The following is a 22,732-nucleotide window of genomic DNA, read 5'->3' as shown; positions in this document are numbered from 1 at the left end:
CACTTTGGTGTCGTGGGTCACACATTCCCCTATGCTGGGACTCTCACATGTCGGTCAACTCCCCTCATGCAGACGGGAGTTCGAGTATCGGGGGACGTGTGTCGCTCCAACACATCCCGGCACAGCCCGCTCAACCGTCACAGCCATCCCCGTCACCTTCACCGTCCCAGCCCCTCCCGGGCGCTGCCCCGGACGTGGAACCGCCCGACGCCGCCTCGAGCGAAGCCACCCGGCTGCTGTGCGCGGGCACCTACCTGGACGACGACTTCCGTGACGCGGTCGTCGACGAGTTGTACGTCCACGAGGAGCGCATCGCCGCCCCGTCCCTCGGTATCGACGCGGCGCGCGTGCTCGCCCACGCCCTGCGCGCACGCCGCCTGGAAGTGGTCTGGGCCGTGGCTCTCGTGGCTCTGTGGGTGCTCGCCTTCTTCCTCGTCGGAGGCTTCTTCCTCTCCTTCCTCGTGCCCTGCGTCCTGCTGGTGCTGGCGGCTCGGCTCAGGGGTGGCTCCTCGGGCCCGTTCCGCGCAGACTTTCCGGGGGCGGCGCGCGGCCTCCCGTGGTACCGGCGGGTCGGAGCGGCGTGGCTGCGCTACACGGGCCGGTTCGGGATGCTGAGCTACGCGGCATCGGCCCTTGTGTTCGCCGTGGGCGACGACGAGATCCGGTATGAGCTGTACAGCGCCACCTCCTACGCCCCGGAGACGCCCGCCGCCGCGTGGTTCGCGCTGATCATTCCGCTCGCGATGGCCGCCTGTATCGCCGCGCATCGTGGGCAAGTGGCCGGGGCGATCTCCGGCGATCTGCACCCGCAGGCATTCGCGGACCCCGGCCGCCCGGACATCGCCGAGGTCACGGGGGGCGGGCGCTACGCGCGCGTGCAGCGGCTGATCCGGCGCGAACAGCGCTCCCCGCTGGTCTATTACCACACCCAGCACCCCTTCATCGGGGCCGGCAGCTCGTACGACCCCTGGACGCTCGCCGTCGAGCTGCGCAAGAACCCGGAGAAGAAGCAGGTCGAGCTCGACAACAGGGAAATCCTGGCGCGCATCAAGCCGTTGGTGGAAGCGCTGCGCACTCCCGCGAACCCGGGCACGCCGCGGGCGGCCGCGGTGCGCGACCGGCTGCGCGGCCTCGAGGTCGACGAGTGTGTGTTCGTACGGGTCACGGGTGTGCCGGTACGTGCCCACGCCCCGCTGGAGGACAAGCACTTCGAGGCCGAGCGGGAACGCTCCATCGAGGAGGGTGGCGAGGGCCGCCGGCACTTCCTGCGGATCCGGGTCGGCGCCTGGGAGGAGGAGCTGGTCGTCACGGTGTTCGTGCGGGTCCACACCCAGGGCGGCATGCTGATGCTGGAGATCGCCCCGCATGTACTGCGCCCGGTCCGCCCGGCCTTCCACGCCGTCGACCGCGTCTCCGACACCTACCGCCGCGGCAACCGGCTCGGCAAGGTCTTCTGGGCGCTCGGCCAGCTGCCGACGGGCGCCATCCGGTCGGTGGCCCATGTCTTCCGCCAGATTCCCTTTCTGCTGCGGATGTGGACCGGGGGCCAGGCGGCGGGCCTCCCGGACGGGCCCTGGGCGTCCGTACGCGAACTCGGCAGCGACCAGGGCGCCTCGTTGTTCCAGGAGATGGACGCGAGCCGCTATCTGAAGAGCATCCAGGACCGGGTCGCCAACGGCGTACGGGAGGCCCTCGACGCGGCGGGCTGGCAGACGGGCGAGTTCGTCCAGCAGGTCGTCAACGTCAGCGGCGTCTACATCGGGTCGGCGGAGAACAGCGCCATCGCGGTCGGCGACCGGATCGACCTGGAGAACAAGCACGTGACAACGGGAGGCAGTCATGGGGCCGGCTGAGGACAGCAGAGGCACGCGCATCGGCAATGTGACCGACAGCGCCGTGGTGATCGGCAACGACAACCGGGTGAGCAACACCGTCGGCCGGGCACCGAAGGACGAGAAGCACGAACAGCTGCTGGAGGCCGTGCACCAGCTCAGGGACGACCTCGGACGGCTGCTCGAAACACCGGAGATCGTCGCGCTGAGGGACGAACTGGACGGAACCGAGGGCGAGATCCAGCGCACCGGGCAGGCGGACAGCGGCCGCTTCCCCCGGCTGCGGCAGCTGATGCAGGACGCCAACGTCAGTATCGGAGCACTGGCTTCCGGGGTCGCCGTCGGGCAGGCGCTGGCCGCGTTGGGCGGCTGAGATGAGCGAAGGCGAGAGCGAACCGTACTGGGACGAGCAAGCGCAGCGCTGGGTGATGGGGGCGGACTCGGTGCCTCCTTACGGACCCGGGCCGCGGCCTGCGGGGCCCCTGGCGTCGTGGCGGACGCGGGGGCCGTGGGCGTCGCAGCCCGCCCGCGCCCGCGGAGTGGTCCTGGTGGTCACCGGGGCCGTCCTGTGCGCCGGGCTCGGGTTCGGCATCCGGGCGCTGGTGGGGGACGGCGACGGGGGCGGCGGGAGCGACGACGCCCGGCCCGGCCCGAGCGTCAGTGCGCCGCTCACGGACGGGGAGGAGACGTCCGGAGGCTTTCCGGAGTCCGAACCCTCGACCACCCCCGCCACCGCGACGGCGGTCGCGGTGCCGGCCGGCTTCCGCAGGGAGCAGGACCCGGCCGGATTCACTCTGGACGTGCCCTCGGGCTGGGAACGCAGCGAGGACAAGACCGGGGTCTTCTACAAGTCGGCGGACCGGAAAGGACTCATCCAGGTCTTTCCGCTGGACGGTCCGGAGTCCACGCCGTACGAGGCCTTGGAGGAAGCTGAGAGCTACCTCACGGACAATCCGGGCTACAAGCGGCTCCGGCTGGAAAGGCTCGAGCCGGGGGAGGGCACGGCCGAGAGCACGGGCACAGGCACGGGCACGGGTGGCATCGAGGGCGACGGCGCCGACGCGGAGCTGGAGTACTCCTACAAGAGCGAGCAGGCCGGCGGTACGCGCCGGGTTCTCGACCGGGTCTTCACCGGCCCCGACGGTGTGATGTACGCCGTACTGGTCGCGGGCCCCGACGAGGACTGGCCGGAGCAGCGGGACATCCAGCGGAACGTACTGGCCGCGTTCTGCCCCACGGGCTACTGCCCTGCGACGCCCGCTCCGCAGTGACGCAGCGCACACCCCGGCGGCTCACCGCCCGCCCGGCGGTGGGCCGCCGAAGACCCCATCATTCCGCGCCAATAAGGAACTTACGGACATCGGGTGCACGGCGGCCCACGTGAGACGGGCCACTTAGCGTGAACCTTTAGGCATACGTTCTGACCTTCGGGATAGGTGTCCCTGCTGCCGGTGTCACCGGCAGCACATCGTTTCAGGTACGGAAGGCAGAACACCACGTGTCGGCAATGCAGACGATCCACGTAGACGGCGTATGGCGCGGCGCCGCATCCGGTGCATCCCGCGAGGTCCTCGACCCCGCCGACGCCAAGACCCTCGCGCTCGTCGCCGAGGGTGGCGCCGAGGACACCGATGCCGCAATCGCCGCCGCCCGGCGTGCCTTCGACTCCGGGCCCTGGCCGCAGACGCCCGTCGCCGAGCGCTCCGCGCTGCTGCGCCGGGTCGCCGATCTGCTGCAGCGCGACCGTGAGGACATCGCGCTGACCGAGAGCCGGGACACCGGGAAGACCCTCGAAGAGGGCCGCGTCGATGTCGATGACGTGACCAACGCCTTCCGCTACTTCGCCGACCTGGTCGTGAACGAGAGCGGCGGGCGCGTGGTGGACGCGGGCAGCCCCGAGGTGCACAGCGTCGTCGTGCACGAGCCGGTCGGCGTCTGCGCGCTCATCACGCCCTGGAACTACCCCCTGCTCCAGGCCAGCTGGAAGGTCGCCCCGGCCCTCGCCGCCGGCAACACCCTGGTCATCAAGCCCAGCGAAGTCACCCCGCTGTCCACCGTCCACCTGGTGAAGCTGCTGGTGGAGGCCGGGCTCCCGGACGGCGTCGCCAACCTGGTGACCGGCGCGGGCGATCCGGTCGGTGCCCGGATGTCCGACCACCCCGGCGTGGACCTCGTCTCCTTCACCGGCGGTCTCGCCAGCGGTACGAAGGTGATGCAGGCCGCCGCGCCCACCGTGAAGAAGGTCGCCCTGGAGCTGGGCGGCAAGAACCCCAATGTCGTCTTCGCCGACGCCTGCGAGACCGAGGAAGGCTTCGACACCGCCGTCGACCAGGCGCTCAACGCGGCCTTCATCCACAGTGGGCAGGTGTGCTCCGCCGGCGCCCGGCTCATCATCGAGGAGTCGGTGCGCGACCGCTTCATCGCCGAGCTGGCCAAGCGGGCCGAGAAGATCAGGCTGGGGCGCGGCACCGAGGACGGCGTCGAGTGCGGCCCGCTCGTCTCGGCGCAGCAGCTGGCCAAGACCGAGAGCTACGTCCGGTCCGCCCGTGAGGAGGGAGCTGTGGTGCGCTGCGGCGGCACCCGGCCCGAGCCGTCCGAGATCCGGCCCGCCACCGGCTTCTTCTACATGCCGACGGTTCTCGACTACTGCCACGGCGACATGCGGGTGGTGCGGGAGGAGACCTTCGGCCCGATTCTGACCGTGGAGACCTTCCACACCGAGGACGACGCCGTCGCGCTCGCCAACGACACCGAGTACGGGCTCGCGGGCGCGGTGTGGACCTCCGACGCGGGCCGCGCGCGGCGCGTCGCCGGACGGCTGCGGCACGGCACCGTGTGGATCAACGACTTCCACCCGTACCTCCCGCAGGCCGAGTGGGGCGGCTTCGGCAAGTCCGGTATCGGCCGTGAGCTGGGTCCCTCGGGCCTGGCGGAGTACCGCGAGTCCAAGCATGTGTACCAGAACCTGAACCCGCGCCCGGTGCGCTGGTTCGCGGGCTGACCAGCGACGCCCGTCTGTTCGCAGCAAGTGACACGCACGCACTTTGCAGAGGAGCAAGAGTCCATGCCCGTTTATGACTATGTCGTGGTCGGCGGCGGCACCGCGGGGTCGGTGATCGCCTCCCGGCTCACCGAGAACCCGGACGTCAGCGTCGCCCTCATCGAGGGCGGACCGTCCGACATCGACCGGCCCGAGGTGCTGACGCTGCGCCGCTGGCTCGGTCTGCTGGGCGGCGAGCTCGACTACGACTACCCGACGACCGAGCAGCCGCGCGGCAACTCCCACATCCGGCACAGCCGCGCGCGGGTGCTGGGAGGCTGCTCCTCGCACAACACCCTGATCAGCTTCAAGCCGCTGCCGTCCGACTGGGATGAATGGGATGAAGCGGGCGCCGAGGGCTGGGACGCGGCGTCCATGGCCCCGTACTTCGACCGGCTGCGCAACAACATCGTGGCTGTCGACGAGAAGGACCGGAACGCCATCGCCCGCGACTTCGTCCAGGCGGCGCAGGACTCGCTGGGCGTACCGCGCGTCGAGGGCTTCAACAAGGAGCCGTTCCACGAGGGCGCCGGATTCTTCGATCTCTCCTACCACCCGGAGGACAACAAGCGGTCCTCGGCGTCGGTCGCCTACCTCCACCCCTTCCTGGATCGCCCGAATCTCCACATCATGCTGGAAACCTGGGCGTACCGGCTGGAGCTCGACGGCAGCCGGGCCACCGGAGTCCATGTGCGTACGAAGGACGGCGAGGAGCTTCTGGTCGAGGCTCGCAACGAAGTCCTTGTCTGCGCGGGCGCGGTGGACACCCCGCGGCTGCTGATGCACTCGGGCATCGGGCCGAAGGCCGATCTCGAGGCGCTCGGCCTGCCCGTCGTGCACGATCTGCCGGGTGTCGGCGAGAACCTGCTCGACCACCCCGAGTCGGTCATCGTCTGGGAAACCGACGGGCCGATTCCGGAGAATTCCGCCATGGACTCGGACGCGGGTCTCTTCGTGCGCCGGGACCCGGAGTCCAAGGGGCCGGATCTGATGTTCCACTTCTACCAGATCCCCTTCACCGACAACCCGGAGCGGCTGGGCTACGAGAAGCCCGAGCACGGTGTGTCGATGACCCCTAACATTCCGAAGCCGCGCAGCCGCGGTCGTCTTTACCTCACCAGCGCCGATCCGTCCGTGAAGCCCGCGCTGGATTTCCGGTACTTTACGGACGAGAACGACTACGACGGACGTACTCTCGTGGACGGGATCCGGATAGCGCGCGAAATTGCCAGGACCGAACCGCTGGCAAAGTGGCTGAAGCGCGAAGTCTGTCCCGGCCCGGAAGTCACCTCGGACGAGGAGATCAGCGAATACGCGCGAAAGGTCGCGCATACCGTCTACCACCCGGCGGGCACCTGCCGAATGGGCGCTGCCACCGATGAGCTCGCCGTAGTGGACCCGGAGTTGAGGATCCGGGGCTTGGAGGGCATCCGGATCGCCGATGCGTCCGTCTTTCCGACAATGCCCGCCGTCAACCCGATGATCGGCGTCCTGATGGTCGGGGAGAAGTGCGTGGAATTGCTCGCAGCAGGCTCGAAAAATGGAGGTGATGGCCGATGACCGCAACGGGAATCGGTGCGACCGGCGGGCTTGCTCCGCATTCGGTGACAAAAACGGAAGAAACGGACGAAGCGCCCGTTTTCTCCGTTAAAAATTTGTGGAAAGTCTTCGGACCGAAAGCCGACCGCATACCCGGCAGCGCGGAGGCCGACCTCTCCCCTGCCGAGCTGCGGGAGCGAACGGGCTGTACCGCCGCCGTACGCGATGTCTCCTTCGACGTCCGCAAGGGCGAGGTCTTCGTCGTCATGGGCCTCTCCGGCTCCGGCAAGTCCACGCTCGTCCGCTGTCTGACCCGGCTCATCGAGCCGACCACCGGCAGCGTCGCCATCGACGGCGAGGACGTCCTCGCCATGGACCGTGCCAGGCTGCGTGAGCTGCGCCGGCACCGGGCCTCGATGGTCTTCCAGCACTTCGGCCTGCTGCCGCACCGCTCCGTCCTCGACAACGTCGCCTACGGCCTGGAGATCCAGGGCATGGGCAAGGCCGAGCGGCGCGCCAAGGCCGCCGAGATGGTGGAGAAGGTCGGCCTCGACGGCCTCGAGGAGCGCCGTCCCAGCCAGCTCTCCGGCGGCCAGCAGCAGCGCGTCGGCCTCGCCCGCGCCCTCGCCGTCGACCCCGAGGTCATGCTCTTCGACGAGCCGTTCAGCGCGCTGGACCCGCTGATCCGCCGCGACATGCAGGAGGAGGTCATCCGGCTGCACAGCGAAGAGGGCCGCACGATGATCTTCATCACCCACGACCTGAGCGAGGCCCTGCGGCTCGGTGACCGGATCGCGTTGATGCGCGACGGCCGGATCGTGCAACTCGGCACCCCCGAGGAGATCGTCTCCGCGCCGGCGGACGACTACGTACGCGACTTCGTCCGCGACGTACCGCGTGAGCAGGTCATCACCGTGCGCAGCGCCATGCGGCCCGCCGAGGGGGACGAGGGCGAGAACGGCCCGGCCGTCGCCCCCGGCGCCACGGTCGCCGAGGCGATCGAGGCGGTCGCCCGCGCCGGCACCCCGGCTCGCGTGGTCGAGAGCGGCCGGTGCCTCGGCGTCGTCGACTCCGAGCAGCTGCTCGCCGTCGTCGCCGGGGTGGGAGCCGAGGCGGTGGCGGCATGAGCCGGCGCACCGAGCGAACAGCCAACCGCGGCGTGCGGCACACCGGTGCCTCCTTGCCCTGCGAGGAGGTCCGATGAGCGCCACCGCCACCAAGGCGGCCCCGGAGATACGCAAAGCCGACGGCGAGCCCGTACGGCGTGGCGGGATCAAGGCGCTGCTGGCGAATCCCCTGCGCGTCAAGTTCCTGCTGCTCGCGGTCGTCGCGGCGGTGCTGGCACCCGTGGCGGCCACCGTGTGGGGCAGCGGCAGCTGGCCGACTGCCCTCAGCGTCGACCTCTCGGGGCCGCTGAACTCCTTCAACGACTGGGTCATCGACAACCGCGAGACCCACCCGCTGTTCCTGTACTTCCTGCTGCACCTCAGCAATGCGGCCACCAGCTCGGTCGACGCCGTCTACCAGGTGCTCCAGGCCATGGGCTGGATCGGGGTGACCCTGGGTGCCGTACTGGTGGCCTGGCGGGCCGGCGGCATGGGCCGTACCGGTCTGCGCGTGGCGGTCACCGCGCTCGGCGCGTTCGCGCTCTGCGGGCTGCTGGGCATGTGGGAGCCCGCCATCCTCACCCTCGCCCTGATGATCGTGGCGGTCGCCGTCTCGGCCGTCGTCGGCCTGCTCCTCGGCCTGGCCGCCGGTCTCTCCGACCGGTTCAACCGTATGCTGCGGCCGGTGCTCGACACCATGCAGGTGCTGCCGGCCTTCGCCTATCTGCTGCCGTTCGTGCTGATCTTCGGCACCGGTACACCGGCCGCGCTGTTCTCCACCGTCATCTACGCCGCCCCGCCCATGGCCCGGCTCACCGCGCTCGGGCTGCGCGGCGCCGCCCCGACGGTGCTGGAGGCCTCCGCCTCGCTCGGCGCGAGTCCGCTGCAGCGGCTGTGGACCGCCCGGCTCCCGCTGGCCCGCAAGGAAATGCTCCTCGGGCTCAACCAGACCATCATGATGGCGCTGTCGATGGTCGTCATCGCGGCGCTGGTCGGCGCGGGCGGTCTCGGCCAGGAGGTGTACGAGGCGCTGTCCACCGTGGATGTCGGCAAGGCGCTCGCCGCCGGTGTCCCGATCGTGCTGCTCGCCATCTGGCTGGACCGTACGACCGCGGCGGCGGGCGAGCAGCTCGACGCTCCCGCCCACTCCACGGGACCGGGCTTCCTGCGCGGCTTGCGCGGCTGGGTCGCTGTGCTGGCGGGCACGGTCGCGGCGGTGGTCGCGGGCAAGCTCTCCGGTGTCACGAAGATCTGGCCGGAGGCGTGGACGGTCGACATCTCCTCATCCGTCAACACCTTCAACGAGTCGGTGATCTCGAACCTGCACGACGGCCTGCCGCTCATCGGCGGTACCGAGGTGTGGGCCGGGCACTTCACGGACTGGCTGCTGAACCCGCTGCGCGAGGGGCTGCAGACCATGCCCTGGTGGCTGGTGCTCCTGCTGGTCGGGGCGTTCGCCCTGCTCGTCGGCACCTGGCGCACCGCCCTCACCGCCGTACTCGCCATGTCCGCGGTCGGGGTGATGGGGGTCTGGCCCAAGTCCCTGGACACGCTGTCCCAGGTGCTCGCCGGCCTCGTGCTGACCCTGGTGCTCGGCTTCGCGATCGGTATTCTCGCGGCCCGCGTCGGATGGGTGGAGCGGATGCTGCGCCCGTTGCTCGACGCCATGCAGACCATGCCGCAGTTCGTCTATCTGATCCCGGTGGTGGCGCTGTTCGCCGTCGGACGCTCCGCCGCCATCGTCGCGGCGGTGGTCTACGCACTGCCCGCTGTCGTCCGCATCACGACACAGGGGCTGCGGCAGGTCGACCCGGCCGCCATGGAGGCCGCCCGCTCGCTGGGCGCCGGTGGCATCCAGCAACTGCGTCAAGTGCAGCTCCCGCTGGCCCGGCCCGCTCTCCTGCTGGCCGTCAACCAGGGCGTCGTGCTGGTTCTCGCCGTCGTGATCGTCGGCGGTCTGGTCGGTGGCGGGGCGCTCGGTTACGACGTCGTGTTCGGCCTCTCGCGCGGCGACCTCGGTGTCGGTCTGGTGGCCGGAGCTGCCATCGTCTGCCTCGGTCTGATGCTGGACCGGGTCACTCAGCCCACCGCTGCCACGCGGAAAGACAGCTGAAGCATCGTTTTGTGGCAATCCAAGCCAAAACATCACAGAAAAGGAATAAGTTCCATGTCTAACAACAAGCGGGTCCTCAGAGCTTCCATAGCCACCGCCGGCGCGATCGGCATGCTCGCGCTGAGCGCGTGTGGTGCCGCGGAGACGGGCAAGTCGAACACCGCCGGAGAGTCGGAGAAGACCGTGAAACTCACGGTCCCGTCCTGGGTCGGCGCCGAGGCCAACGTCGCCGTGGCCAAGGAAATCCTGGAGAAGAAGCTCGGCTACAAGGTCAAGACCCAGCAGATGGGTGAGGTCCTCGCTTGGGACGCGCTCTCCAAGGGCGACATCGACGCCGTCCTGGAGGACTGGGGCCACCCCGAGCAGGAGAAGAAGTACATCGAGGACAAGAAGGCCGTCGTCAAGGGCGGCGACCTCGGCGTCACCGGTCACATCGGCTGGTTCGTCCCGAAGTACTTCGCGGACGCGCACCCGGACGTCAAGGACTACAAGAACCTCAACAAGTACGCGGACCAGTTCAAGACCTCCGAGAGCGGCGGCAAGGGCCAGCTGCTCGAGGGCTCGCCCGACTACGTCACCAATGACGACGCGATCATCAAGAACCTGAAGCTGGACCTCAAGACCGTGTACGCGGGCAGCGAGGCGGCGCAGATCACCGAGATCAAGAAGAACGTCAAGGCCAAGAAGCCGTTCCTGACCTACTGGTGGACGCCGCAGTGGCTGAACTCCCAGGTCGATCTGGTCGAGGTGAAGCTGCCGGAGTACAAGGAAGGCTGCGACAAGGACCCGAAGAAGATCACTTGCGCTTACCCGAACACCCCGCTGCAGAAGTTCTTCAACGCCGACTTCGCCAAGAAGGGCGGCAAGGCCGCGGAGTTCCTGAAGAACTTCAAGTGGACCACGGAGCAGCAGAACGAGGTCGCGACGATGATCGCGGGCGACAAGATGTCCGCGGATGCCGCCGCCGCGAAGTGGGTCGAGGCCAACCCGGACGTCTGGAAGGCCTGGCTGCCGAAGAAGTAACCGCGGTCGGGGGCGGGCCGGGCTCTCCGGCTCGCCCCCCATCGGGCGTCAGGTCTTGAGGAACACGGACGTGTCGAGCTCGAGGCCGAAGGGCTCGGGCAGGAGCAGCTTCTCCCCGAACAGCACCCGGTGCTGGTCACGGTACGAGCCCTTGCCGTCAGGGTTGGCGTACACGGTCGTGCTCCCCTCGCCGTCCTGCGGATCCACCAAGAGGTAGACCGGCAGCAGCGAGTGGGCGTAGCCCCAGACCTTGGCGGTCCGGTCGCGCCGTGCGGTGGACGGCGAGGTGATCTCGGCGGCGAGCAGCACATCCTCGGCGGTGATCCGCCAGTCCTCGGTGTCCCGGAGCGCTGCTGATTCGCAGACGATCAGGTCCGGGATGAAGTGCTCACCGGTCGCCGGGAGGACGACGGTGGTGGTGTTGGTGACCGACCAGCCACGTGGCCGGGCTCTCTGGCCGAGCAAGTAGTGCAGCTCGCTGTAGATCCAGTTGTGGAAATTCGCGGGCGTCGGTGAGATGACGATCTCCCCCCCGATAAGTTCTGCTCGCTGCCCCTCCGGCACCTCCAGGTGCTCGTAGGTACGCAGCAGGTCTTCCAACTCGTGGTCGGGCAGCGGCGCCGTCATCGCGAGACCTCCCATATCGGGTGCCCCCTCTCTCTGGGCGTGTACTGGTGTGCCGTACTGCCTTGCGGGGGCCTACGACCATGATGCGCCATGCACATGCGCGATCCGGTGAAATGCCCCCGTCTCGAAAACGAGTGCGGGGATAACGGGTTACGGCAGATGGGTGACAGGGCCGCCGCGCGTCACCGTCGCCGCGAGCAGAAAGCTCAGGGGCCCGGGAGCACGAGAGGGCCGTCCGGCTCCCGGCCGTGGTGCAGGGCGCGGAGCGCCTCCGCCCAGGAGGTCACCGGTGCCCGCCGGGCTGGTAGGAGCCCGGCACCGACCGGGTCGTCACGGCGATCCGGTTCCACGCGTTGATGACGAGGATCAGGCTGATGAGCTGGGCGAGTTCGGCCTGCTCGAAGTGCTCGGCCGCCCGCGCGTACACCTCGTCCGGCACGAAGCCGTCGGTCAGGACGGTGACCGCCTCGGTGAGAGCGAGCGCGGCCTGCTCCTTCTCCGTGTAGTAGCCGGTGGCCTCCTCCCAGGCGCTGAGGAGGTAGATACGGTCCTCGCGCTCGCCCGCCGCGCGGGCGTCCTTCGTGTGCATGTCCAGGCAGAAGGCGCAGTGGTTGAGCTGCGAGGCACGGATCTTCACCAGCTCGGCGAGAACCGGATCGACGCCCTTCGAGGCGGCCCTGTCGAGCGCGATCATGGCCTTGTAGACCTCGGGGGCGAGCTGGGGGAGATTCATCCGGGGGCCGTGGAGCTGGATGCTCCCGTTCGCTGCCTTCGTCGAATTCATCGCGTTCGTCGTCTCCGTCGTCTTCGTCGTCATGGGGATGACGCTACGGGGGAAATGGCGTCGGAGTATGGTCCATTTCCATGGAGGATTCATGGGCCAATTCGACGCCGGACGCCCCACGGGATGTCCCGCTGCCATCCGGTGCCGCCTCCGGAGCCGATCTGCATCTGGAGCTGCCCCACCTGCCGGCCGGCGGGACCACGGGCGTACGGGACGCGCTCATGCGCGCCCTGCGTGACGCCGTCCGCACCGGCAGGCTGGCCCCCGGCGTCCGGCTGCCTTCCTCCCGCGCCCTCGCCTCCGACCTGGGGCTGGCCCGCAACACCGTCGCCGATGCCTACGGCGAACTCGTCGCCGAGGGCTGGCTCACCGCCCGGCAGGGCTCGGGCACCCGCGTCGCCCGCCGCGCCGTCTTCCAGGAGCCCGCGCACGAGCCGCCCGGCGGCCGTCCCTCACCGGGGTCCTCGGGCGGGCCTTCCGGACAGCGCTCGGGGAGAAGCCCGGGGCAGCCTTCCCGTGCACGTATGGGCGTGTCCGTCCGCAGCTCCTCCCGCCCGGCCCACGACCTGATGCCCGGCTCACCCGATCTCGCCTCGTTCCCGCGAGCCGCATGGCTCTCGGCCGCCCGCCGTGCCCTGACAGCCGCGCCCAGCGACGCCTTCGGCTACGGGGACCCCGCCGGCCGCCCCGAGCTCCGCCACGCGCTCGCCGACTACCTTGCGCGCGCCCGCGGCGTACGCGCCGCCCCGGAGCGGATCGTCGTCTGCGCCGGGTTCGTCCAGGCGCTGATGCTGCTCAGCAGGGCGCTCTCGGCGACCGGTGTGGGTGCGGTGGCCGTCGATTCCTACGGGCTGGACTTCCACTGGGATCTCATTCACCGGGCCGGGCTGCGTACCGTCCCGCTGAGCAAGGACGAACACGGCACGCGCGTCGAGGAGTTGGATTCCGCCCGGGACGTACGCGCCGTGCTGCTCACTCCGGCACACCACTTCCCGACGGGCATGCCCCTGTCGCCGGACCGCCGCGCGGCCGTCGTGGACTGGGCGCGGCGGACCGGAGGGCTGGTGCTGGAGGACGACTACGACGGGGAGTTCCGCTACGACCGCCGGCCGGTCGGGGCGCTCCAGGGGCTCGACCCCGAGCGGGTCGTCCATCTGGGGACCACGAGCAAGAGCCTCGCGCCCGCGCTGCGGCTGGGCTGGATGGTGCTCCCGGGGCATCTGGTCGGCGAGGTGCTGGCGGCCAAGAGCGCGGCGGAGCGGCTGATCGGCGCGCTGGACCAGCTGACCCTCGCCGAGTTCATCACCTGCGGCGCGTACGACCGCCATCTGCGCGGTATGCGGCTGCGCTACCGGCGGCGGCGCGATCAGCTCGTTGCCGCGCTCGCCGAGCGCGCTCCGCACATCCGTGTCACCGGCATCGCGGCCGGTCTGCACGCCGTACTCGAACTGCCGCCCGGCACCGAGCGGTCCGTGGTGCAGGGCGCCGCGTGGCAGGGCCTGGCGCTGGAAGGCCTGAGCCGATACCGCTACGCCGCCGCGACGGAGGCCGACAGTGACGGCCCTGGCATGGGCGACGGCATGGACGTCGGCAAGGGCGACGGCTCGGGAGGCGGCGAGGGCGGCGGCATGGATGACGGCCTGGCCGGCGCCGGAGGCTCCGACGGCCTCGTGGTCGGCTACGGCACCCCACCCGACCACGCTTTCGCAGGCGCCATCGATGCCCTGTGCCGGGTCCTGCCATGACGCCGCTGACGCCGCGATTCGCTGTGTCCCGGCCTTACGCCGAACGGCCGAGCCCGCTCAGCGACACATACCGCCCCGGCCTAATTTGCGCATATGACGGATGTAGACGATGACGCCCGGAATCATGAAACCCGGCTCGCTCTCGTCCTGAACGGCGGGGTCAGCCTCGCCGTGTGGATGGGCGGCGTCACACACGAACTGGACCTGCTCCGGCGCGCGTCCAGCGGGAATGTGGAAAATGCCGTTCCGGACGAGGCGGATCTGCCGGTGTTCAAGATTTGGGCGAGACTGGCCCGAAAGGCCGGTACCCGGGTGTCGATCGACATCGTGTCCGGTACGTCCGCGGGCGGTCTGAACGGTCTGCTGCTCGCCACGGCGCTCGCCCGCGGCTCGGCCCTGCCCAACCTCCGTCAGGTATGGGAGGAATCCGCCGCCCTGGACAAGCTCATCAAACCCCTCTCGAAGACGAGTGTGCTCAGCGGCGAGTCCTTCGAGCAGAAGATCAATGATGCCCTCGGGCGTATCGATGAATGCGCCGGATGCACCCAGCAGTCGGTCACGCTCTTTGTGACGGCGACAGCTCTCGACGGGCGAAGTCGGCAATTCAGGGACGGCTTCGGGGCGGATTTCGATGTACCGGACCACCGCCGGCTGTATCAATTTCAGCACGGCGAGCGGGTGATCTTCACGAAAGGGGACTGTCGAACCTGGGGATTCGGGCTGGAGAATCACGCCGACTTCGCGATGGCCAGGAATCCGGAACTCGTCCAGGTCGCTCGAGCCACCGCCGGCTTTCCGGTCGCATTCCCGCCGGTCAACGAGCGGCCACTGGTGAAGTTCCGTCGGGATCCCGCCCCGGAGCTCGGATTCCCCGCCAGCTGTGTCATCGACGGCGGGGTGCTCAACAACGCGCCCTTCGGGCCGGTCCTCGATGCCATTACCAGACGCAAGATGGAGAGTCCCGTCCGGCGCGTTGTCGTCTATGTCGTCCCCTCCGGCGGCCGGGCCGAGCGCGAGGACACCAAGGATCTGTCCTGCGATGAGATCCAATGGTACAAATGCGGTGTCAATGCACTTCGATATCCACAGGAGTCCAATTTCCGATCCGGCGCGGAGGCCTTGGCCGATCTCTTGGGGGGCAGCATCCGGGACAAGGCGCTGGAACTCTTCGCGAGGACTACCGAAGACCGTGAGCTCGACGAGCGCATTCAGAAAGTGGCGAAGGAACTGCTCGGCGAGTACCGGCGCAATCGTGCCGTTGCCGTCCTCCATCACGCCCGAAAGCGCATCGCCGCATCCGGCGCGGTGAGCGGGCTGTCCGTCATGCCGGAGCCGGATGGCAGCTGGATCGATGACGTCCTCGGCAGGGGCCGGAGGGCCGACAGCGGACTTCCTGCCCCCAACTGGGTTCCGCGCTTGGATCCCAGGGAGATCCGCGGCCCGCGCAAGGAGGGCTGGCGCTGGGGTCTCGTCGCGGCGGAGCGCGTTCTGCAGTGTCTGCTCGGACACCTTCACCAGCCACTGCTTCCCGGTGAACCTGAGGAGCACGATCCGAAGAAACGGCGCGCTCTGATCCAGGGCGCGCAGCAGGTCAACGGTTATCTGCATCAAGTACTGGCAATGCTGGACGCTGTCGAGGCCGAGCTCGGGATGCACGCCGGTGGAGACGACATCGCGGACGAGGGGGCTGCGAGGCTGTATCAGCGGGTGTTCGACGACATGAACATCCCGGAAGAGGTGAACGCGCTCATCGAGAAGGCGAGCAAGGCCCATGTGCGCGCCATGAGGCAGGTGGACGGCCGGCGGAAATGGAACGCGGACAGAGTGGTGGCGTCCTGCCTGGCAGTTGAGGTGGTCACCCGCGTGTACGAGCCGCCCTCGAAAATCGTCGAGCCGCTGGCGCCGGACTTCCAGTTCCTACGGCTCGGCCCTGACAAGATCAGCCCGCTGTTCGACGAGGACCGATTCCACGATCTGGGCGACCGCAAGCTGTACGGTATCCGGCTCCAGCACTTCGGAGCGTTCGTCAACGCCGACTGGCGCAGGTCCGACTTCGCTTGGGGGCGTCTCGACGCCGCGCACCATCTGCTGCATCTGCTCCCCGGTATGAGTGATCAGGAGCGCAGACGTGAGGAGGCCGCACTCCACGCCGCGATCCTCGAAGCGGAGGCTCCGGGACCGAGTCCGCAGGAGCGGCCGTCGGAAGAATCCGCCCGTGGCTGGATGGAGGGAAACCTCAAGGAGCTGAAGAAGAGCGACAGCAAGCTGCTGAAGGATTTCTATGCGGGGAACTCCGCTGCCAAGGAGACATTGAAAGGTGTCACCGGCGCCGTACTGGAGCTCCTCGAAAAATCCGGCAGGCCGGCCGACCGCGATCCCATGCCTTCCTGGATGAAGGTCTGGGACCGTCTCGTCGACATCGGGCGATGCGTACTCTCGCCCTCCCTGACCACGTCGGAGCTCGCCGGCAGACAGAACAGAACACTCCGCCGGATCCGTCGAATGACGAGGTCTCTGCGGGAAGGCGTCACAGCCGCCTACAGGGTGGATCCACTGACGGTCCGCAGAGCGGCCGTCGAGGGAGCGAAGAGAGACGCTTGGACCCTCGTGAGCACCATCCTCCTGATCGGCCTGGTGGCAGGTCTGGTGATCGGCGCCGGGCTGGGCGTGGGGCTCTACGCGGCGGCGAACTGACCAGGCCGAGACACCCCGGAGGCCCGCAGGCGACCCGGAGGCCCGCAGGCGACCTCGGAGGACTGCAGACCCCGCGGCGGCGCGCAGCAGCGCTACCCCTACGCTGATCTTGCTCAGTAGGCATGAACACGACGGGGGCGAAGACAGATGGCAGAAATACGACGCCGGATGCGGTCCGGCGCGGTGATCCTCGGTGGCATGGGCGCGCTCGCCGCGGCCCTCACCGCATGCGGCTCGGACCCCGACAAGCGGTGCGTGGACCGCGACAGTTACAACTATCTGAAGGGGTACCGGGTCGTCGACAACAAGCAGTGCGCCGGCTCGACCTCCGCCAAGAGCGCCTCCCGACGCGACTCCGCCTGGTACTACGACGCGGAGGTCGGCGACGGCTGGGCCTCGGACGGCCACTTCAAGAAGAGCTCGAGCGGCTCGTCGGGCGGCTCGTCCGGCTCCTCCTCGGTGGACCGGGACGGGTTCGGCAGCTCCGGCACCGGCGGCGGCTGATCACCCCTCATGCGCCGGCACACCATCACCCCGCGCCCCGACTGGCAGTCCACGGTCGAGGAGCAGGGCCTCATCTATCCGCTGACCCGCTTTCCCGACGACTCGCTGCGCCCCTACTGGGACGAGAGCGCGTACTACGAGTTCTCGCTGCCCGAAGTCGAGGCGCTCGAGGAAGTCGTCGAGGAACTGCACCACATGTGCCTGGCGGCAGCGGCGCACATCGTCGACACCGGCCGCTTCGCCGACCTCGGAATCCAGGACCCGCGGCTCGCGGCCCTGATCGCCGAGTCCTGGCGGCGGCGGGCCGAACAGCCCAGCATCTACGGACGGTTCGACCTGCGCTACGACGGCGAGGGCCCGGCCAAGATGCTGGAGTACAACGCCGATACGCCCACCTCGCTCGTGGAGGCCGCCGGCCCGCAGTGGTTCTGGATGGAGGAGCGCTTTCCGGGCGCCGACCAGTGGAACTCCCTGCATGAGCGGCTCGTCGAGGCCTGGAAGCGACAGGCCGCGCTGCTGCCGCCCGGCGCGCCCGTGCACTTCGCGCACTCTGCCGGGGACGAGCTCGGCGAAGACCTGATGACCGTGGCGTACCTCCGGGAGACGGCAGGTCAGGCGGGTCTGGAGACCGAAGCGATCTCCATGGAGGACATCGGCTGGGACGGGCTCTCGGGCCGGTTCGTCGACACGCGGCTCCGCTTCATCCGCAGCTGCTTCAAGCTGTATCCGTGGGAGTGGCTGGCCACGGACAGGTTCGGTCCACACGTCCTGGACACTCTCGACAATGGCGGTGGCACCGGCAGCACGCTGTGGATCGAGCCCGCCTGGAAGATGCTGCTGTCCAACAAGGCGCTGATGGCCGTGGTGTGGGAGCTGTACCCGGGGCATCCCCATCTGTTGCCCGCGTATCTGGACGGGCCGCGGGAACTGGCCGAGACCTCGGGGTACGTGGCCAAGCCGCTGCTGGGGCGGGAGGGCGCGGGCGTCACCGTGCATCAGCCGCGCTCGGTGCCCGAAGTGCGTGATGAGGCCTGCTGTTACCAGGGGCTGGCGCCGCTGCCCGACTTCGACGGCAACCGGGTGGTGCTCGGCGCATGGGTGGTCGAGGACGAGGCGGCCGGGCTCGGTATCCGCGAGTCGTCGGGTCTGATCACGGACGAGTACGCGCGCTTCATCCCGCACGTCATCCTCTGAGCCGGTCGCGGGAGCGAGCCGGAGTGAGAGGAGCGAGTGCTCTACGCGGCTCAGGAGGAACGTGGGCCTGTCGCGGATCGACCTCGACGACGAGGAGTTCGACCGCCCTCGGCTCTTCGACAAGGTGCGCGAGTACGGGGTGCCGTGGACGTACGAGGATGCGGAGTGCGTGCCCGACACGGCGAACGACCCCGGCCACGGCGGCCTGGGCGCCGACGCGGAGGGCGTTCACCGTCCGCCACGCGGGTGACGGCACGGGCTACGTGCCGGCGTCCAGCCAGGGCGACCACACCTTCGCCGCCTACGCGCGCGGTGGCCGCGATCCCTACCTCGGGTCGTTCGCCGTCACGGACGGCCCGGCCACCGACGGCCCGGCCACCGACGGGGTGGAGCACTCCGACGGGTCGACGGTTCTCAACGTCCCGCTGGGGAGGGCCTTCCCGAAGGGTCTCCTGGTCGCCCATGACGGAGAGGCGACTCCGACGGATGTCGGCCGCGAGGGCACCAACTTCACATTCATCCGGTGGGACACCGTCGCGTCGGCCTTCCCGCAGAAACTGATCGTGGACACGGAGTCGTTCGACCGGCGCGAGTCCGACTGACGCCGGACGGCGGGGCCGCGCGGCCGGAAAGCTGCGCAGCCCCCTTGGTACGGGCCAGGCCCTCGCGCCCGCGGCCCGTACCGGTGCCGCCTTACTGCCAATGCGTAATGCCGTCAGGCCGTACTGCCGACCTGCCCGTCAGGCCGTACTGCCGTGCCGCTGTGTGCTCAGCTCTGGAGTACCGCCCTCAGCCGGTCGAGGCCCCAGTCCAGGTCTTCCTTGCTGATGACCAGCGGCGGTGCGATCCGGATCGTGCTGCCGTGGGTGTCCTTCACCAGTACGCCCTGGTCCATCAGCTTCTCGGAGATCTGCCGGCCCGTGCCATGGCTCGGGGCGATGTCCACCCCGGCCCAGAGTCCGCGGCCACGGACCGCCTCCACAGCGCCGCCGCCGATCAGCAGATTCAGCTCGGCGTGCAGATGGTCGCCCAACTCGGTGGCACGCTGCTGGAATTCGCCGGTACGCAGCATGGCGATCACCTCGAGGGCGACCGCGCAGGCCAGCGGGTTGCCACCGAAGGTGGAGCCGTGCTCGCCGGGGCGGTGGACGCCCAGTACCCCCGTGGACGACACGACCGCCGAGACCGGCACGACACCGCCGCCCAGGGCCTTGCCCAGGATGTACATGTCGGGGACGACACCCTCGTGTTCGCAGGCGAAGGTCCGGCCGGTCCGGCCCAGCCCGGACTGGATCTCGTCCGCGATGAAGAGCACATTCCGCTCCCGGGTCATCTCCCGGACGCCCGCCAGATAGCCGGTCGGCGGCACCAGGACCCCGGCCTCGCCCTGAATGGGCTCCAGCAGTACGGCGACGGTGTTGTCGGTGACCGCCGCGTCGAGCGCCGTCAGGTCCCCGTACGGCACGATCTCGAAGCCCGGCGTGTACGGACCGTAGTCCGCTCGGGCCTCGGCGTCGGTCGAGAAGCTGACGATGGTGGTCGTCCGGCCGTGGAAGTTGTTACGGGCAACGACGATCTTCGCCTGGCCGTCGGGGACGCCCTTGACCCGGTAGCCCCACTTGCGGGCGGTCTTGACCGCTGTTTCGACGGCCTCGGCGCCGGTGTTCATGGGCAGCACCATCTCCATGCCGCACAGCTCGGCGAGCTGACAGCAGAAGTCGGCGAACCGGTCGTGGTGGAAGGCCCGGGAGGTGAGGGTCACCCGTTCCAGCTGGGCCTTGGCGGCATCGATCAGCCGCCGGTTGCCGTGGCCGAAGTTGAGCGCGGAGTATCCGGCGAGCATGTCCAGGAAGCGTCGTCCCTCGATATCCGTCATCCAGGCGCCCTCTGCGGACGCGACGACGACCGGCAGCGGGTGGTAGTTGTGCGCGCTGTGCGCCTCGGCTGCGGCGATGCTGCTTTCCGTAGTCGTCACGGGATGCTCCGTTCGGTGTAGCTGCGGGTTGGTGCTCATTTCTATCGTCGCTCGGGTGGATTGCGAAGAAACCTTCCGGAACTGCTCCAGTACGCCACAGGCAATAGACTGTGCGGGCACATTGCGACTGGCGGCTTTGCTCCCCAGGGCTCGAGAGAGCGAGGCGGAGCGCAGCGCGTGGAAACAACCACGAGGGAGCAGTGTGTGGCCATCGCCGCCACGAGGTGCCGCCCGCCTGGGCACCCCGGGTTCGTGAACCGACATTCGGATCGACCCCGGAGGACCCCATGACCGTTTCTCTGTCGCATCCCGCCCTCTCGGCCGAGGACCCCGAACTGGCTGCGCTGGTCGCCGCTGAGGAGCAGCTCCAGGCCGACACGCTGCGGATGATCCCCAGCGAGAACTATGTTTCTCAGGCTGTGCTCGAAGCCACCGGCACCGTCCTGACCAACAAGTACAGCGAGGGCTACCCCGGCCGCCGCTACTACGAAGGCCAGCAGAACATCGACCGAGTCGAGACCCTGGCCGTCGACCGGGCGAAGGCGGTCTTCGGGGCCGAGCATGCGAACGTCCAGCCGTACTCGGGTTCGCCCGCCAACCTCGCCGTATATCTGGCGTTCGCCGAGCCGGGCGACACCGTGATGGGCATGGCGCTGCCGATGGGCGGCCACCTCACCCACGGCTGGGGCGTCTCCGCCACGGGCACCTGGTTCCGCGGTGTCCAGTACGGCGTGCGGCCGGCTACGGCATCGGAAGGGGGCGGCCTCGTCGACTTCGACGAGGTGCGGGAACTGGCCCGCAAGGAACGCCCGAAGATCATCTTTTGTGGCGGTACCGCTGTGCCCCGCACCATCGACTTCGCCGCGTTCGCGGAGATCGCCCGCGAGGTGGACGCGGTCCTCGTCGCCGACATCGCCCATATCGCCGGCCTGATCGCGGGCGGCGCGCACCCCTCGCCGTTCCCGCACGCCGACGTCGTCGCCACCACCACCCACAAGACCCTGCGGGGCCCGCGCGGCGCGATGCTGCTGTCCCGTGAGTCCCATGCCAAGCCTCTCGACAAAGCGGTCTTCCCCGGCCTGCAGGGGGGCCCGCACAACCACACCACCGCCGCCATCGCGGTCGCTCTGCACGAAGCGGCCCAGCCCTCCTTCCGTCACTACGCGCACGCCGTGGTGGCCAACGCCAAGGCCCTCGCCGGGGCACTGCTGGAGCACGGCTTCGATCTCGTCTCGGGAGGCACGGACAACCATCTGATCCTGATGGACCTCACCACCAAGGAGGTGCCGGGAAAGGTGGCCGCGAAGGCTCTGGACCGGGCCGGCATCGTGGTGAACTACAACACCGTGCCCTACGACCCGCGCAAGCCGTTCGACCCGTCCGGCATCCGCATCGGTACCCCCTCCCTGACCTCACGAGGCCTCGGCGCCGAGCACATGCCGCTCGTCGCGCATTGGATCGACCGCGGTGTGACCGCTGCCCGCGCGGGTGACGAGGACGCTCTCACCGCCATCCGCGCCGAGGTCGCCGACCTGATGAGCGCGTACCCGGCACCGGGACTCCCGACGGCCTAGAGACCTGACGGCTCAGCAACCGCCGCCACTTCCGCGCCCAGCGCCGCCGCAGCATCCGGCCCCGCAGCAGCACCCGGCCCCGCAGCCGCGCGCCTCTCCCGGGCGGCGCGCGCTCCGGTTCCGGTCGGTGTTCCGGTTCCGGTTCCGGTTCCGGCACCGGCACCGGCACCGGAGCGCCGACCAGCCCGGCGAGTACCCGCTCCACCGCCGTCTCGGTGTCCACCGGCGGTATCCGCAGCTCCCGTCCCAGTGCCCGCAGCTCGCTCCGCAGCTCGTCCGGCCGTCGGCCGTTCGTATCCCGGTCACCCATGCCCGTCACCTCCCTCCTCTTCGCGCCGAGGCCTCCACCTTGTCCGGCCCGAGCAGCCGCTCCAGATGTCGGAGCGCACGGTTCAGCCGCGACTTCACCGTGCCGCGCGGCCGGCCCAGCGCCTGCGCCGTCTCGGCCTCGTCCAGATCCAGCAGATAGCGGTAGGTGACCACCTGCCGGTGTTCATCGCTCAGCTCGTCCAGTGCCGCCAGCAGCCGGCGCCGACGCTCGTCCGCCACCGCGGCGGCTGCCGGATCGGCCGATTCCGGTATCACCGGCTCGGCCTCCACCAGCGCCGCTTCCCGCTCCACCGCCGTACGCAGCCGGTGCACCGACCGCACTGTGTTCTTCGTCTCATTGGCGACGATCCGCAGCAGCCACGGCCGGAACGACGCCTCGGCCCGGAAGCGCCCCAGCGACTGGTACGCCTTGAGAAAGGCCGTCTGCACCACGTCCTCGGCGTCCGCACCAGCTCCCAGCAGGACCGCGGTACGGTGCGCGATCTGGGTGTGCGCCCGCACCAGCTCCGCGTACGCCTCGCGCTCCCCGCCGAGCACCCGCGCGATCAACGCGGCTTCGCCCGCCCGTGTCTCCACGCCACCGTCGGCGCAGAGGCTGCCCGTAGCTCCCCCGTCTCTAACGATGCGGCCCCCCTCCCGCGTCCTCACACTC

Annotated in this window: 19 protein-coding genes and 1 riboswitch; of the genes, 15 read left to right on the top strand and 4 right to left on the bottom strand. The window is 69.4% G+C overall.

The window, feature by feature from the left end; translation table 11 throughout:
• Positions 1-194: 194 nt before the first annotated feature.
• The 8 genes from ABZW18_RS09460 to ABZW18_RS09425 all read left to right on the top strand — a co-directional run bounded on the left by ABZW18_RS09460 (position 195) and on the right by ABZW18_RS09425 (position 10,653).
• Positions 195-1,853 carry a hypothetical protein gene (locus tag ABZW18_RS09460; protein WP_356184413.1) on the top strand — a complete coding sequence of 553 codons (1,659 nt, stop codon included), beginning with the start codon at positions 195-197 and terminating at the stop codon, positions 1,851-1,853.
• Complete coding sequence (locus ABZW18_RS09455) at positions 1,840-2,205, top strand: hypothetical protein (RefSeq protein WP_356184410.1); 366 nt, start codon at positions 1,840-1,842, stop codon at positions 2,203-2,205. The genes ABZW18_RS09460 and ABZW18_RS09455 overlap by 14 nt, the downstream gene beginning before the upstream one ends.
• A 1-nt stretch (position 2,206) precedes the next feature.
• Positions 2,207-3,103 carry a hypothetical protein gene (locus ABZW18_RS09450; RefSeq protein WP_356184408.1) on the top strand — a complete coding sequence of 299 codons (897 nt, stop codon included), beginning with the start codon at positions 2,207-2,209 and terminating at the stop codon, positions 3,101-3,103.
• Between the two features lie 227 nt (positions 3,104-3,330).
• Positions 3,331-4,833 (top strand): aldehyde dehydrogenase family protein, encoded by a 1,503-nt coding sequence (locus ABZW18_RS09445; RefSeq protein WP_356184405.1) that lies wholly within the window; start codon positions 3,331-3,333, stop codon positions 4,831-4,833.
• Between the two features lie 63 nt (positions 4,834-4,896).
• Complete coding sequence (locus ABZW18_RS09440; protein ID WP_356184403.1) at positions 4,897-6,432, top strand: GMC oxidoreductase; 1,536 nt, start codon at positions 4,897-4,899, stop codon at positions 6,430-6,432.
• Positions 6,429-7,538 carry a glycine betaine/L-proline ABC transporter ATP-binding protein gene (locus tag ABZW18_RS09435; RefSeq protein WP_356184400.1) on the top strand — a complete coding sequence of 370 codons (1,110 nt, stop codon included), beginning with the start codon at positions 6,429-6,431 and terminating at the stop codon, positions 7,536-7,538. The genes ABZW18_RS09440 and ABZW18_RS09435 overlap by 4 nt, the downstream gene beginning before the upstream one ends.
• Positions 7,539-7,611: 73 nt before the next feature.
• Positions 7,612-9,630, top strand: coding sequence for an ABC transporter permease subunit (locus ABZW18_RS09430; protein WP_356184397.1), 2,019 nt, complete (start codon positions 7,612-7,614; stop codon positions 9,628-9,630).
• Positions 9,631-9,684: 54 nt separating this feature from the next.
• Positions 9,685-10,653, top strand: a complete 969-nt coding sequence (locus ABZW18_RS09425; RefSeq protein ID WP_356184395.1) for an ABC transporter substrate-binding protein — start codon at positions 9,685-9,687, stop codon at positions 10,651-10,653.
• Between the two features lie 48 nt (positions 10,654-10,701).
• Here the strand turns inward: ABZW18_RS09425 and ABZW18_RS09420 are convergent, their stop codons facing one another.
• Positions 10,702-11,280, bottom strand: a complete 579-nt coding sequence (locus ABZW18_RS09420; protein ID WP_356184393.1) for a Uma2 family endonuclease — start codon at positions 11,278-11,280, stop codon at positions 10,702-10,704.
• A 283-nt stretch (positions 11,281-11,563) separates the two neighbouring features.
• Positions 11,564-12,064, bottom strand: a complete 501-nt coding sequence (locus ABZW18_RS09415; protein ID WP_356184491.1) for a carboxymuconolactone decarboxylase family protein — start codon at positions 12,062-12,064, stop codon at positions 11,564-11,566.
• Between the two features lie 221 nt (positions 12,065-12,285).
• Between ABZW18_RS09415 and ABZW18_RS09410 the strand changes: the two genes are divergently transcribed.
• The 6 genes from ABZW18_RS09410 to ABZW18_RS09385 all read left to right on the top strand — a co-directional run bounded on the left by ABZW18_RS09410 (position 12,286) and on the right by ABZW18_RS09385 (position 18,803).
• A complete protein-coding gene (locus ABZW18_RS09410; RefSeq protein WP_356184489.1) occupies positions 12,286-13,809 on the top strand; it encodes a PLP-dependent aminotransferase family protein in 1,524 nt (507 codons plus the stop codon).
• A gap of 93 nt (positions 13,810-13,902) precedes the next feature.
• Complete coding sequence (locus ABZW18_RS09405; protein WP_356184390.1) at positions 13,903-16,503, top strand: DUF3376 domain-containing protein; 2,601 nt, start codon at positions 13,903-13,905, stop codon at positions 16,501-16,503.
• A 147-nt stretch (positions 16,504-16,650) separates the two neighbouring features.
• Positions 16,651-17,007, top strand: coding sequence for a hypothetical protein (locus ABZW18_RS09400; RefSeq protein WP_356184387.1), 357 nt, complete (start codon positions 16,651-16,653; stop codon positions 17,005-17,007).
• A 9-nt stretch (positions 17,008-17,016) separates the two neighbouring features.
• Complete coding sequence (locus ABZW18_RS09395; RefSeq protein WP_356184385.1) at positions 17,017-18,201, top strand: glutathionylspermidine synthase family protein; 1,185 nt, start codon at positions 17,017-17,019, stop codon at positions 18,199-18,201.
• A 61-nt stretch (positions 18,202-18,262) separates the two neighbouring features.
• A complete protein-coding gene (locus tag ABZW18_RS09390) occupies positions 18,263-18,451 on the top strand; it encodes a hypothetical protein (RefSeq protein ID WP_356184383.1) in 189 nt (62 codons plus the stop codon).
• Between the two features lie 13 nt (positions 18,452-18,464).
• Positions 18,465-18,803 carry a phytase gene (locus ABZW18_RS09385; protein ID WP_356184380.1) on the top strand — a complete coding sequence of 113 codons (339 nt, stop codon included), beginning with the start codon at positions 18,465-18,467 and terminating at the stop codon, positions 18,801-18,803.
• Positions 18,804-18,970: 167 nt separating this feature from the next.
• On the opposite strand, the gene rocD is transcribed toward ABZW18_RS09385, so the two are convergent.
• Positions 18,971-20,176 (bottom strand): ornithine--oxo-acid transaminase, encoded by a 1,206-nt coding sequence (gene rocD, locus ABZW18_RS09380; RefSeq protein WP_356184377.1) that lies wholly within the window; start codon positions 20,174-20,176, stop codon positions 18,971-18,973.
• Between the two features lie 113 nt (positions 20,177-20,289).
• Positions 20,290-20,424: riboswitch (ZMP/ZTP riboswitch) on the top strand.
• Positions 20,425-20,463: 39 nt separating this feature from the next.
• Here rocD and glyA point away from each other — a divergent pair.
• Positions 20,464-21,750 (top strand): serine hydroxymethyltransferase, encoded by a 1,287-nt coding sequence (gene glyA, locus ABZW18_RS09375; RefSeq protein WP_356184374.1) that lies wholly within the window; start codon positions 20,464-20,466, stop codon positions 21,748-21,750.
• Between the two features lie 315 nt (positions 21,751-22,065).
• Here glyA and ABZW18_RS09370 read toward each other — a convergent pair whose 3' ends face one another.
• Positions 22,066-22,656: an RNA polymerase sigma factor gene (locus tag ABZW18_RS09370; RefSeq protein WP_356184371.1), complete on the bottom strand. Its 591-nt coding sequence runs from the start codon at positions 22,654-22,656 to the stop codon at positions 22,066-22,068.
• Between the last annotated feature and the right edge of the window lie 76 nt (positions 22,657-22,732).

It is taken from the genome of Streptomyces sp. NPDC004647, assembly GCF_040609575.1.
Lineage (GTDB): Bacteria > Actinomycetota > Actinomycetes > Streptomycetales > Streptomycetaceae > Streptomyces.
This window is presented reverse-complemented; position numbering and strand designations above follow the sequence as displayed.